Origin of the sequence: Epibacterium sp. MM17-32, from assembly GCF_022348205.1 — a bacterium.
Lineage (GTDB): Bacteria > Pseudomonadota > Alphaproteobacteria > Rhodobacterales > Rhodobacteraceae > Epibacterium.
Map to the genome: position 1 here is coordinate 324839 of NZ_JAKRFC010000002.1, position 12416 is coordinate 337254.

The 12416-nt window shown below is 65.4% G+C and carries 10 protein-coding genes; 3 read left to right on the forward strand and 7 right to left on the reverse strand.

Annotated features, from left to right (window positions below; genetic code table 11):
- Positions 1-103 precede the first annotated feature (103 nt).
- Genes MHM88_RS04545 through MHM88_RS04555 form a run of 3 tightly spaced genes read right to left on the reverse strand, consistent with a single transcriptional unit; the run spans position 104 to position 3366 of the window.
- Complete coding sequence (locus tag MHM88_RS04545) at positions 104-565, reverse strand: DUF6173 family protein (protein ID WP_239360532.1); 462 nt, start codon at positions 563-565, stop codon at positions 104-106.
- A 45-nt stretch (positions 566-610) separates the two neighbouring features.
- Positions 611-1654: an MBL fold metallo-hydrolase gene (locus MHM88_RS04550; protein ID WP_239360534.1), complete on the reverse strand. Its 1044-nt coding sequence runs from the start codon at positions 1652-1654 to the stop codon at positions 611-613.
- Entirely contained in the window at positions 1654-3366 is a 1713-nt protein-coding gene (locus tag MHM88_RS04555; RefSeq protein WP_239360536.1) for an acyl-CoA dehydrogenase, read from the reverse strand. The genes MHM88_RS04550 and MHM88_RS04555 overlap by 1 nt, the downstream gene beginning before the upstream one ends.
- Positions 3367-3566: 200 nt before the next feature.
- Here MHM88_RS04555 and MHM88_RS04560 point away from each other — a divergent pair, with 200 nt between their 5' ends.
- On the forward strand, positions 3567-4520 hold the full coding sequence (locus MHM88_RS04560; RefSeq protein WP_239360538.1) for an L-threonylcarbamoyladenylate synthase: 954 nt from the start codon (positions 3567-3569) through the stop codon (positions 4518-4520).
- 209 nt (positions 4521-4729) lie between these two features.
- Here the strand turns inward: MHM88_RS04560 and MHM88_RS04565 are convergent, their stop codons facing one another.
- Entirely contained in the window at positions 4730-5284 is a 555-nt protein-coding gene (locus tag MHM88_RS04565; RefSeq protein WP_239360540.1) for a YqgE/AlgH family protein, read from the reverse strand.
- 180 nt (positions 5285-5464) lie between these two features.
- Between MHM88_RS04565 and MHM88_RS04570 the strand changes: the two genes are divergently transcribed.
- Positions 5465-6295, forward strand: a complete 831-nt coding sequence (locus MHM88_RS04570) for a protein-disulfide reductase DsbD domain-containing protein (RefSeq protein WP_239360542.1) — start codon at positions 5465-5467, stop codon at positions 6293-6295.
- Between the two features lie 66 nt (positions 6296-6361).
- Complete coding sequence (locus MHM88_RS04575) at positions 6362-6853, forward strand: NUDIX hydrolase (RefSeq protein ID WP_239360544.1); 492 nt, start codon at positions 6362-6364, stop codon at positions 6851-6853.
- On the opposite strand, the gene MHM88_RS04580 is transcribed toward MHM88_RS04575, so the two are convergent.
- The 3 genes from MHM88_RS04580 to moaB form a co-directional block, all read right to left on the reverse strand.
- Complete coding sequence (locus MHM88_RS04580; protein WP_239360546.1) at positions 6799-10212, reverse strand: efflux RND transporter permease subunit; 3414 nt, start codon at positions 10210-10212, stop codon at positions 6799-6801. The genes MHM88_RS04575 and MHM88_RS04580 overlap by 55 nt on opposite strands.
- A gap of 83 nt (positions 10213-10295) precedes the next feature.
- Positions 10296-11759 (reverse strand): efflux RND transporter periplasmic adaptor subunit, encoded by a 1464-nt coding sequence (locus tag MHM88_RS04585; protein WP_239360548.1) that lies wholly within the window; start codon positions 11757-11759, stop codon positions 10296-10298.
- 114 nt (positions 11760-11873) lie between these two features.
- Positions 11874-12416, reverse strand: coding sequence for a molybdenum cofactor biosynthesis protein B (moaB, locus tag MHM88_RS04590; RefSeq protein WP_239360550.1), 543 nt, complete (start codon positions 12414-12416; stop codon positions 11874-11876).

The window sequence follows — 12416 nt, forward strand, 5'->3', positions numbered from 1 at the left end:
GAAGGCGCCGCCCCTGCCCCCCGGCGATTTGCAAAGCAAAGCGCAATCCCTCAATGACCGAATGGAACGGGCCGCCCAGATCGTCCAGCCCGGGCTCATCCCATCAGGCCTGGTCTTCCAGCTCCGCCACCAGACGAAACCCGATCCGCTTGGCTGGTTCTTCCGGTTTGGGCTTGGGCATCGCCCGCAGGATCACGTTCAGCTGGCTCACATGCTGCACCAGCTGCGTTCGGGCGCCACGCGAATCGCTGCCGTAGAAGGTCACGATGTCCGGGTCAAAATGCCCCATGCCCTCGATCCGCAGCACCCCGGCATCGCCGCCGGCAAACCCCATCGCCACCTCATGCTCGCCATCCAGCGTTTTCTCAAAGTTCTGGATGTAGAGGATCAGCCGTTCATAGGCCCAGCGCGCCGGGCTCTTTTGCTCTGGCGCGGGCACCTTCTGCATCGGGGCCGGCACATCCTTCAACGCCGCGGGCGCATCGGGATCCGTATGCACCTCGCGATGGCAGGGCAGCGCCGCCGCCTCTGCCGCCTCGGCGCTGGTGGAAATCTTGTCATCCATTGGAAAAGTCCTTGGGTCGTCGATATTTCACCCAAGGTGGCAGGCTTAGCGCCGTTGGTAAACCCAAGCCTCATCATCGCGCCGTGTGCGCGAGACCTGGCCGGTGCGGTAGAGATGATTGACATGGGCCACCGCCTCGACCAGCGCGAGGCCGTATTCGCCCGGTCCAATGGTGCGTTTGAAGAGCGGAGGAAAGCACTCGGCGGCGCTTTTGGGACTGTCCAGGTGATCCAGCAACCGGTCCAGCGCGCCGTGGTGATTGTCGATCAATTGCCGCATCCGGAGCGGCAGCCGGGTAAACGGCAGCTTGTGCCCGCCCAGCGCCAGATGCTCGGGGCGCGCCAATGCCGCCAGTCGCTCGCAAGCCTCCAGCCATTCCGCCAGCGGATCGGCCTCGGGCTCAGTCGCATAGACGCCGATATTGGGGCTGATGGAGGACAGCACCTGATCGCCGGTCAGCACGAGGTTATCGTCCCGGCTCCAGAAGGTTGCGTGCTCCGGCGCGTGGCCATTGCCCATATGCACGTCCCAGTCGCGCCCACCCATGCGAAACACATCGCCCTGCTGCACGCGGGTGAAGCCCAGCGGCATCGGGTAGACTGTGTCGGAGAAGTTAAAGGGCCGGTCGGCCTTGCGCGTCGCGTAGGTCTCCGGGTCCATGCCGGCGCTGCGATAATAGGCCAGTGTTTCCGCAGGCCATTCCTCCTGCACATCCAGCGTCAGCATCCGGGCAAACAGCCAGGCCGTGCGGGTGGTGACCAGCTCCGCGCCGTGTTCGGACTGAAACCAGCCCGCATTGCCGATATGATCGGGGTGATGATGAGTCACCACCACCCGGCGCACGGGTTTGCCGCCCAGAGGCCCCGCCATCAACTGCTCCCAGATGCGGCGGGTCTTGTTTGAGGACATGCCAGTATCCACCACCGTCCAGCTGTCTCCCTCGTCGAAGGCGTAGACATTGACGTGATCGAGTTTCATCGGCAGCGGCAGGCGCATCCAGAGAACGCCCTCGGCGACCTCAATCGCCTCGCCCTGTGCGGGCGGCTCTTCCCACGGAGTGCGGGGGGCCACGTCGGCGACGGAAACCATCAGCTTGCCAGCTCTTCTGCGGTGAGGGCAAAGGCCCCCGCAGCGCCTTCACGGGCGTGGATCAGATAGGCTGCGTGCTGGGGCAGCATCCGCTTGATGTAAAACCGCGCCAGTTTCTCACGCGCACCGCCTTTGTCCGCCAAGGCCGCCGCAAGGTGATAGTGCCCGCCCAAAACGCGGGCGAAGGCCATCAGGTAGGGCACAGCCCCGGCAAAGCGGTCCTGCATATCTGCGTCGACCAGCCATTCGGTGGCTTCGCGCAGGGTTTCGCAGGCCTGCCAGACGGCCTCGGCCATATTGGGATGGGTGGGGCGGGCGCGCTCGGCCTGTTCTTCGATCTCGTCGATCAAGCGATGCGCCATCTCGCCGCCGTCCATCATCTTCCGCGCCACAAGGTCCATGGCCTGAATGCCATTGGTGCCCTCATAGATCGCCGTGACCCGCACATCGCGGTAGAACTGCGCCGCACCTGTTTCCTCAATGAAACCCATACCACCATGCACCTGCACGCCCTGCTCGGACACGCGGATGCCGGTCTCCGTGCCAAAGGCCTTGGCAATGGGTGTCAGGAAAGCCGCGCGGGTTTTCCATTCGGCATCCCCTGTGGCGGTGCCCATATCGATGGCCCCCGCACAGGCCAGCATGATCGCGCGCGATGCATAGACATCGGCCTTCATCTCCATCAGCATCCGGCGCACATCGGCGTGGTCCACGATGGTTCCCGTGCCGCCCTCTACCGGGGTCTTGCCCTGTTTGCGCTCCAGTGCATAGGCCAGCGCGTGCTGATAGGCCCCTTCGGCTGCGCCAACACCCTGACCGCCCACACCGAGACGGGCGTTGTTCATCATCGTGAACATCGCCGCCATGCCGCCATGCTCCTTGCCCACAAGCCAGCCAGTAGCGCCGTCGTATTGCATCACACAGGTGGGGGAGCCATGCAGGCCCATCTTATGCTCAAGACTGACCACCTTGAGGCTGTTGGCCTTGCCCGGGTTGCCGTTCTCGTCTGGCAGGTATTTGGGCACCAGAAAGAGCGAGATACCCTTTGTTCCGGGCACCCCATCCGGCAGCCGTGCCAGCACCAGATGGCAGACGTTCTCGGTAAAGTCATTGTCACCCCAGGAGATATAGATCTTCTGGCCGGAGACCGCATAGGTGCCATCGCCGTTGTCTTCTGCTTTTGACGACAGCGCCCCCACGTCAGACCCCGCCTGCGGCTCAGTGAGGTTCATGGTCCCCGACCATTCGCCAGAGATCAGCTTGGGCAGATAGAGATCCTTCAGCGCATCAGAGGCATGATGCTCCAGCGCCTCGATCTGGCCCTGGCTCATCAGCGGGGCCAGTTGCAGGCTGAGGCACGCGCCCGACATCATCTCATTGACTGCGGTGGTCAGCGACATCGGCAACCCCATGCCGCCATATTCGGGGTCCGCGCTCATCCCGATCCAGCCGCCCTCGGCGATGGCCTTGTAGCCGTCACCAAACCCCGGCGAGGTGCGCAGGACGCCGTTTTCCAGCCGCGCCGGTTCCAGGTCGCCGGCGCGTTGCAGGGGCGCCATGACCGCATCGCACATCTTGGCGGCTTCGGTCAGGATGGCGCTGGCGACATCTGCATCCGCATCGGCAAAGCGCTCGGTCGCGGTGATGCGATCAAAGCCGAGGATCTCGGACAACAGGAACTGATATTCGGAAACGGGGGCGCGATAGCTCATCTGAGGGACCTCTTCTCATCGGGGCGGCGTGGCGTGCGCCATGCGGGCCTGCGCCGCTTGGCAACCGCGCCCATAGCCGTTATTTACTGTGCCTTGGCCCATGTCGTAAACTGCCCCGCACCGCACGCAATCAAAACGCGGCGTCATCGGGCAAAGTGACGGAACGGCCAATGAATGGATCTACCCCAAGAGTTGCGCCGATGACCCAAAGCCCGATCAAGACCGAAGCGCTGGATGCCGCGCCCGCCGGGATCGCCCGTGCGGCGGAATTGTTGCAGGCCGGCGCGCTGGTCGCCTTTCCGACCGAGACGGTTTACGGGCTGGGTGCGGATGCGCGCAATGGCACCGCGGTGGCCGGGATCTACGCCACCAAGGGGCGGCCGGCGTTCAACCCGCTGATCGCGCATGTGGCGGATGTGGCATCGGCGCGCGCGCTGGTCGAGTGGAATGACATGGCCGAGGCCATGGCAGCGGCGCACTGGCCCGGCCCCCTGACGTTGGTCCTGCCGCTGCGATCCGGCCATGGCGTGTCACCGCTGGTGACGGCAGGGCTCGACACGCTGGCGGTGCGCGTGCCCGCCAAGGCCTGCGCTCGGGCGTTGCTGGCGGCGGTCGGCGGGCCGGTGGCCGCGCCCTCTGCCAACCCCTCCGGGCGGATCAGCCCGACCACCGCAGCGCATGTGGAGGCGGGGCTTGGCGGCAGCATCGCGGCGATCCTCGACGACGGCCCCTGTACGGTGGGGGTGGAATCCACGATCCTCGGACTGGCCGGCGATGTGCCCGTCCTGCTGCGCCCCGGCGGGCTGTCTGCCGAAGAGATCGAGGCGACGCTGGGGCATGCGATTGCCGAACGCGACAGCAGCGACCCGCTGACCGCGCCGGGGCAACTCCTGTCCCACTACGCGCCCAAAGCCAGCGTGCGCCTGAACGCGACACGGTTTGAGCCCGGCGAACTTTCGCTTGGGTTTGGCGCCGGTCAATGCGACCTCAACCTGTCGGCTACGGGCGACCTGCGCGAGGCCGCAGCCAATCTTTTTGGCCATCTGCATGCGCTGGATGCGCGAGCCAGGCCCATTGCGGTAGCGCCGATCCCCGAACAGGGACTGGGCGTTGCCATCAATGACCGCTTGCGGCGCGCTGCCGCCCCGCGCTGACACGCGTTGGTGCCGGAGCTCCCTGCGGCAAGGCCCCGCAACCACTGATCTGCCCAAGACCCAGACGCGCGCTCAGTCGCGCGCCAGATGCGACCGAACCCGCGCCGCGTCAGCGGCGCCGGGCCCAACGGGAGGACGGCATGTCCAATGCCGCCCGACGGGCGGGAGCGCCCCCGTCTCGCCGCCCCTGCCCCGCTGACCCTGACGGATCAGGCGTGACCGGCATCCATCGACAGGTTCAACGGCGTCACACCGATGCTGGCCAGCGCCGCCTCCCATTTTTCATCCGCCGTATCGGTAAAGATCATTTCCGGCTCGGCCTCCGCCGTCAGCCAGCCGTTCTGGGCAATCTCATCCTCCAGCTGCCCGGGCCCCCATCCTGCATAGCCCAGCATCACCAGAAACTGCTCCGGCCCGCGCCCCTCGGCGATTTCTTCCAGCACATCCAGCGTGGCCGTCATCGAAAACCCGGGCTTCACCGGCAGCGAGTTCACGGTCGAGATATATTCATCCGAATGCAGGACAAATCCGCGCTGGGTCTCCACCGGCCCCCCGAAATAGACCGGCGCGCGCCCGGGCGTCGGTTTGGTCTCGATCTCCAGCTGGTCGAACAGCGTCCTGAGTTCCACGCCGGGGGCGAGCTTGTTGATAATCAGCCCCATCGCCCCTTCATCCCCGTGCGAACACAGAAACACCACCGAGTTGTCAAATCGGGGATCCCCGATTCCCGGCATGGCGATCAGCAACTTACCTGTCAGTTCCATGTGACTGCCTCTGTTGCGGCGCGTGGCCTTTGGACCCAGCATGACGCGCAGGCGCGCCACATGCAACCCTGCCCCCCTTGGTCATAAACACCCCGGAACTGTCACGTTTGAGTTACTTCCCCAAGCGCTCTCCGGGATGTGACTTGGCTTTGACGGTGCCCGGAGGCAATAGCTCTGGGCATGACCTTGCATCCTTCCTGGCGTACCCGCCTTGCGATCCTCCTGCTTGCCTGGGCTGCCCTGACCGCGGCCGTGGCCCCCGTTGCCGCGCAGCAGGACATGGCTGACCTCGTGTCCATCGATGTGCTCGATGGCGGCCCCTCTGCCGACGGGCGCTACATGGGAGCATTGCATCTGCGCCTCGCAGAGGGGTGGAAAACCTACTGGCGCGCGCCGGGCGATGCCGGCATCCCGCCGCAGTTCAATTGGCACGGATCGCGCAATATCGCCGATCTGCGCATCACCTGGCCCACCCCGGAGGTGTTTCTGACCTCGGGCATGCGCACCATCGGCTATCACGACGAGCTGGTGCTGCCGATCGAGATCACCCCCAAGACACCAGGCCAGCCGATCCGCATCAAGGGCCGGATGGAACTGGGGCTGTGCAAGGATGTCTGCATCCCCTCCGAGCTGCGCTTTGACCATCGCGCCGACCTGACGGCCGGACGCCACCCGGCCATCGCGGCCGCGCTCGCGGCACGGCCCTACTCCGCCAGCGAGGCGCAGGTGCGGGCGGTGACCTGCCGCCTGTCGCCCACGCCCTACGGGCTGAAAGTCTCCGCCCGCATCGCGATGCCCTCCGCCGGCGGCGAGGAATACGCCGTGATCGAAGGCGACGGCACTCTGATCGCGACGGAGACCAAATCCTGGCGCGAGGGCCGCGAGTTGGTCGCCGAGGCCGAGCTTTTGCCTGCCGCAAATGGCCCGGTTGCGGTTGACCGCTCCGCCCTGCGCTTTACGGTGCTGGGCACATCGCATGCGGTGGACATCCGGGGCTGCACGTCGGGCTAAGGGCCCATCGTCACGCTGCTCCCTGTCATCGCCGCGCCCTTTGTGTCGACAGAAGGCCTGCCCCTGATGACCGATCCAGCCCCGGCCCCGCCGCGCCGACCGATCCTTGGTGCCCTCGGGGTGGTCTGCGCCCATATCGAGGGCGAGGATTGCGTGATCCTTGTGAAGCGCAAGAACCCACCCAATGCGGGTACATGGGGGTTTCCCGGTGGTCATGTGGAGCTGGGTGAAACCGCCGCCGAGGCCGCCGCACGCGAATTGTGCGAGGAAACCGGTGTTGTCGCGGCCCCCGGCGCGCAGCTGATGACGCTCGACGTGATCCCGCGCAATGCGGATGGCTCGGTGGGCGGGCAGTATTTCCTTGTCGCGACGCTGTGCCATTATGTCTCCGGCCAGCCGGTGCCCGATGATGATGCGCTGGAGGCCCGATGGGTCCCGGTTGCGCGGATCGAGGATCTGGGCCTTGAGCTGTTGGACCGGGTGGCGGATCTGGCGCGACTGGCTCAGGCGTCCTGGCGCGATGTGCCCCGCGCCGCGCCCATCGCGCCGATCACATAGGTCACCCCGCCCAGCACAACCAACCCGACCAGACACAGCAGCAGTGCCGCGCGGATGGGGGCAACCTCGGCCAGCCCCGGCAGCATCTGCCGAAGGCTTGCGGGCAGCACGCCGTTTGCCATGGTCCAGCCAAGGGTCACCGCGATCCAGCCGACCTGTGCCAGACCGCTCAGCAGCATCAAGCCCCGCAGGCGGCGGGCCCCCGCATGCGACCCCGCAGCCAGGGCGCGTTTCAACGACCGGATCGGGCGGGCCACATCGGCCTGGATTGCGACCAGCGCCGGCACCACCAGCAACACGAGGAACATGCCAAACCCAAGGCCATAGACCAGCGTGATGACCGTGGGTTTCAGAAACTGCGCCTGTTGCGAGGTCTCATACATCAGCGGCGCCAGCCCCAGTACGGTGGTCAGCGTGGTCAGCATCACCGGCCGCAACCGGTCCGCCGCCCCATCTATGATCGAGGGGATCAACCCGCGCTCCTGCGCGTATTCGTCAATGGTCGAGACCAGCACGATGGAATCGTTGATGATGATCCCGGTCATCCCCAAGAGCCCCACGACGGTGAACATGCTCATCGGCAGCTCCCACAGGTGGTGGCCCCAGATGGTCCCGACGAGGCCAAACGGGATGATCGCCATCACCACGATCGGACGTGTCCAGCTGGAGAAGATCCAGCACAGCACCAGATAAATCCCGGTGAGACACAGGATCAGCCCGGTGCGCGCATCGCTGAGGAACTCGTCCTCCTGCTCGCTGAGGCCGGACAGGCGGAACTCGATCTGACGTTCCTCGGCGATCTTGGGCAGGATCTCGGTTTCCAGCGCCTCGATGATGGCCTCGGCCTGCACCGGATCATCCTCGGAGATGTCGCCGGTGACGGAAATCAGCCGCACCCCGTTTTCGCGCCGGACGGTTGAGAACCCGGTGCGCTGGCTGACGGTCACGATATCCGCAAGGGGCACATAAATCCCCGACGGCGCGCGCATCTGGGTGCGTTCCAGAAAGTCCGCTGTCAGCTCCCCTTCAGGGAGTTCCACCCGGATCTGGGCAGAGCGCGGCCCGTCCGGGTAGGTGGCGGCCTCGATCCCGTTCAGACGCCGACGCAGGGCCTGGCCTAGGTTTTCAATCGTGAAATTGAGCGCTTGGCCCTGCGGTGTCAGATCCAGAACCAGCTCTTCCTTGTCATAGGCGAGGTTGTCTTCCACCGCCGAAACCTCTGGATAGCGGGTCAGGGCGGTTTTCAGATCTTCTGCGGCGGCCTTCAGCGTGGTGACATCAGCGCCATAGAACTGCACGTCCAGCGCATCGCCACCGGGACCGGAGCGCCAGCCACGGAAGGACACCACCTCGGTCAGGGGCAATTGCACCACGCGCTCCTGCAACTCGCCCACAAAGGCAAAGCTCGAATAGGGGCGCAGGTCCGCATCGATCAGCTCGATCGCGATACTGCCGAGTAGGTCGCTGTCCTTGGTTTCTGTCCCGGCAAGGCCCCGGCCCGTGTTGCCACCCACTTCGGCCATGACAAAGTCGACCGGATTGCGGCCATAGCGCTCCTCATATTCTGCCCCCAATGCCTCGACCGTGCGCTGAAATTCGCGCATCTGCTCCAGCGTGTCGGCGCGGGTGGCACCTTCGACCATGGCAAAATTGCCGGACACCGATGCCCGCTCTGGCGCGTTGAAGAAGCGCCAGGTGACATCGCCCTTGATGAACAGCGCCATCTGGCTGGCCAGCAGCACAAAGGCACATGCCACCACCACGTAACGCGCCCGCACCACACCCACCATCAGTGGCCGGAACAACCGGTCCCGGCACCAGCGAAAGCCCCGGTTCACCACCCGGTTCGGCGCGTCATACCAATGCCGCTCGCTGGTGTGCGCGAGGGCGTGCGCCATATGGTTGGGCAGGATCAGGAAACACTCCATCAGGCTCGCCGCCAGCACCGCAATGACGGTAAAGGGAATGTCGGCGATCAACTCGCCAAACCGCCCGCCGATGGCGACCAGGCCGAAAAAGGCGATCACGGTTGTAAGCGTTGCGGCAAAGACCGGCATCGCCATGCGCCGGGCGGCGTTTTCGGCGGCGACCATTGGCGGCTCGCCCAGGCGACGGGCGCGGAAATCGGCGTGTTCGCCCACCACGATGGCGTCATCCACCACGATCCCCAGCGTGATAATCAGGCCAAAGAGCGAGATCATGTTGATCGTCAGCCCACCGATATACATCAGCGCAATGGCAGCAAACATGGCCGCCGGGATGCCAGCAGCCACCCAGAATGCAATGCGGGCATTGAGGAACAAAAACAGCAGGATCACCACCAGCCCGAGCCCCATCAGACCGTTGTCGACCAGAATATCGAGCCGCCCGGTGATTGCCTCGGCGCGGGTGCGGATGAGCGAGACCTCCACCCCCTGCGGCAGCGACAGGTTCATCTCGGCCACGACGTCCTCGACCTGCCGCTGGATCCTGATCGCGTCGCCCTTGTCAGAGCGGTCCACCCGGATCGACATGGCGCGGTTGTCGCCGACAAAGTAGCTGCGCTGGCGATCCACGCCCTCGACCCGGATTGTGGCCACGTCGCCAATCGTCAGCGCCGAGCCATCCGCCTCGGAGCGCAGGACAACCGCCTCCAGTTCCTCGGGCGTGCGTTTCTGGGTGCCGGTGCGCACGCGGGCGTTTGCGCCCTCGACCTCGCCCGCCGGGTTGATCTCCACCTCGGCGGCGATCACCGACGCAATTTCCGCCATGGTAATATCATGGGCAATGAGCTGGCTGGAGGGCACCTCGACAATGGTGCGGGGGGCGGCGACACCGCGAATGGTGGTGCGGGTGACACCGACCTCAAAGAGCCGCAGGATCAGCTCATCCGCCAACAGCCCCAGTTGCTGCGCCCCGACCGGGCCTGTGATGACGATATCGGTGACGCGATCGCGCCAGATCGCGCGCTCGACCTCCGGGTCTTCGGCGTCTTCGGGCAGGGTGGTGACCGCATCGACCGCGTTCTGCACATCATCGGTGGCGCGGGCCATGTCCCAGCCGGGTTCGAAGTCGATGTCGATCACCGCGCGCCCCTCGCGCGAGGACGACTGGGTCTCTTCGACCCCGTCCACCGCCAGCAGGGCCGGTTCCAGCACCTGTACGATGGCGCTGTCGACGTCCTCGGGGCCGGCGCCCTCCCAGATCACAGAGACATCAACGGATTCGACAATCACATCCGGAAAGAACTGCGCCCGCATATTGGGGATCGCGGCGGCGCCAAGCACCAGCAGCAGCATCAGCAACAGGTTCGCCGCCGTGCGATGGCGGGTGAAATAGCTCAGGATGCCGCTGGCCTTTTGGGTCGGTGTGATCGCCATGAGAAGTCACCTGTGCTTGATCGGGGCGCCCCCCCTGGAGGGCGGGCGGCGGACACGACGTGGGCCCGCGCCGAAGGCAGGCGTCAGCCGCCCATGTTCTGTTCGATGCGCGTCACCAGCTTTACGGGAACGCGCGCCTGTTCCAGCTGCGCCAGCACGCGGGTCTTCACCGCACTGGGCATGCCGCCATTGCCGGTCACAAAGGCCTTGAGCCGGGCGCGGCGCTCTTCTGTGAGTTCGATCAGGTCCGGCTCGGACGTGACAGCCGCATTCTCCGCACCCTGCGTCAGCGGGCGCACCTTGATGCCCGCCCCCAGCAGCGGCGTGCGTCCGGTCACCACCTGTCGCCCGGCCAACCCGGCGCCACGGACCAGAATGTCATCGCCCTGCCGGCGCACCAGTTGAACCGGCAGCTCCTCAAGACGGTCATCCGTCCCCAGAACCAGCACGGTCTGGCGCGAATCCATCGCCGAGGCCGGCAGGCGGGCCAGGTTCTCGATCACCGGTTCGCGCACGGTGACGGTCACAAAATCCCCCGGCTTGAACCCTGCAACCGTGTCCAGCCGGGCATAGATCAGACGCCCCGACTGACCATCGCCAACCGCGCCGCTTGCACGGGCAAGCTGACCGGCCGCACGGATCCCGGCGCCAGCTGCATCCAGCGTCACCGTGACCTCGGCCGGGATCAGGCGCCCCGCCTCATCGAGCAGGCGGGCATATTGCGTGGTCGATACCCGGAACGCCACTTCCAGCTGATCCGGGTCTACCAGTTGGGCAAGGATTTCATTGGCCGACACCAGACGCCCCTCGACCAGGGTGACGGATTGCAGGGTGCCGGTGAACGGCGCGGTGACGGTGGTGTCCTCCAGATCGCGCTGCGCCTCGTCCAACGCGATCTCGGCCCGTGCCACCAGGGTGCGGGCCTGATCCACGCGCGCCTCGGCCTGGCTGACGGCCTGGCGTCGGGTCAAAACCGACTGGCGGGCGCTGGTCGCGGTCAGTTCCGCCGCCTCCACCAGCGCTTCGGTACCGACCCCGCGTTCCTTCAGGTCGACCTGACGCTGATAGGCCCGCTCCTGCAACTCGGCCTGCATCCGTGCGGTTTCCAACTCGTCCCGGGCCAGCACCAGCGCCCGGCTGGCATCGCGGCTCTCGGCCTGGGCGTCCATCATGTCGGCTTCGGCCCGTTCCAGGGCGGCGCGGGCATCCGCCTTGTCGATCTGCACCAGCGTATCGCCCGCCGTGACCGCGCCGCCGTCCTGAAATGCTTCGGCAAGGGTGACGACACGCCCGGAGACCGCGGCCCGCAACTCCAGCGTGCGGCGGCTTTCGACATGGCCAAAGCCGACCATTTCCGGCTGCTCGGGCCCAAGGCGCGCGGTCACCACATTGACGGCAAACACCCGCTCGCGCGCGGGCGGAGCGATCCGTTCCTCTGCCAGGCTCTGCTGGATGGCAGAGTGGATCATCTGCACCGCAAACAGCACCAGGGCCGCCGTCAGCCCAAGCAGGAACAAGCCCACAACGCTGTGTCGCAAAAATCGCATCGTCTTTCCTTTCGGCTGGCCGAAAGACCGGCTGGCCATGATATGCCCGACACTCGAACCACTGATGGATATAGCACGTATCCTACAGTCTACGTGCTTATACGTGACCGCAGATCATTTCCGTCGCAAATGTTCGTCAAGTCTGGGCATAATTTCTACGAAATTGCAGGGGCGATGCCGATAATCGAGCTGTTTTTGCAAAATCTCGTCCCAGGCATCCTTGCAGGCGCCCGGGCTGCCGGGCAGCGCAAAGAGATAGGTTCCCTGCGCAACCCCGCCCGTTGCGCGGCTCTGCACGGCGGAGGTGCCGATTTTCTGCATCGAAACAATGGTGAACACGGTGCCAAAGGCATCGATTTCCTTTTCATAGACATCGCGATGGGCCTCCACCGTTACATCGCGCCCGGTCAGGCCGGTGCCGCCGGTCGAAATCACCACATCGATCTCCGGGTCGGCGCACCAGAGGCGCAGTTGGTCTGCGATGTCGCGGCGTTCATCGGGCAGGATCTTGCGGTCGGCAAGAATGTGGCCGGCGCCTTCCAGCCGCTCGACCAGCACCTGACCGGAGCGATCCTCCGCCAGGCTGCGACTGTCGGACACCGTCAGGATGGCGATGCGGACCGGAATGAAATCTGTGCTGTCGTCGATACGGGACAT

Bases quoted from the DNA above. Each gene is read 5' to 3' on its own strand.
- MHM88_RS04570 (WP_239360542.1), top strand. From the start codon at position 5,465: ATGACCTTGCATCCTTCCTGGCGTACCCGCCTTGCGATCCTCCTGCTT.
- MHM88_RS04585 (WP_239360548.1), bottom strand. From the start codon at position 11,759: ATGCGATTTTTGCGACACAGCGTTGTGGGCTTGTTCCTGCTTGGGCTG.
- MHM88_RS04555 (WP_239360536.1), bottom strand. From the start codon at position 3,366: ATGAGCTATCGCGCCCCCGTTTCCGAATATCAGTTCCTGTTGTCCGAG.
- MHM88_RS04550 (WP_239360534.1), bottom strand. From the start codon at position 1,654: ATGGTTTCCGTCGCCGACGTGGCCCCCCGCACTCCGTGGGAAGAGCCG.
- MHM88_RS04580 (WP_239360546.1), bottom strand. From the start codon at position 10,212: ATGGCGATCACACCGACCCAAAAGGCCAGCGGCATCCTGAGCTATTTC.
- MHM88_RS04545 (WP_239360532.1), bottom strand. From the start codon at position 565: ATGGATGACAAGATTTCCACCAGCGCCGAGGCGGCAGAGGCGGCGGCG.
- MHM88_RS04575 (WP_239360544.1), top strand. From the start codon at position 6,362: ATGACCGATCCAGCCCCGGCCCCGCCGCGCCGACCGATCCTTGGTGCC.
- MHM88_RS04560 (WP_239360538.1), top strand. From the start codon at position 3,567: ATGACCCAAAGCCCGATCAAGACCGAAGCGCTGGATGCCGCGCCCGCC.
- MHM88_RS04565 (WP_239360540.1), bottom strand. From the start codon at position 5,284: ATGGAACTGACAGGTAAGTTGCTGATCGCCATGCCGGGAATCGGGGAT.
- moaB (WP_239360550.1), bottom strand. From the start codon at position 12,416: ATGTCCCGTATCGACGACAGCACAGATTTCATTCCGGTCCGCATCGCC.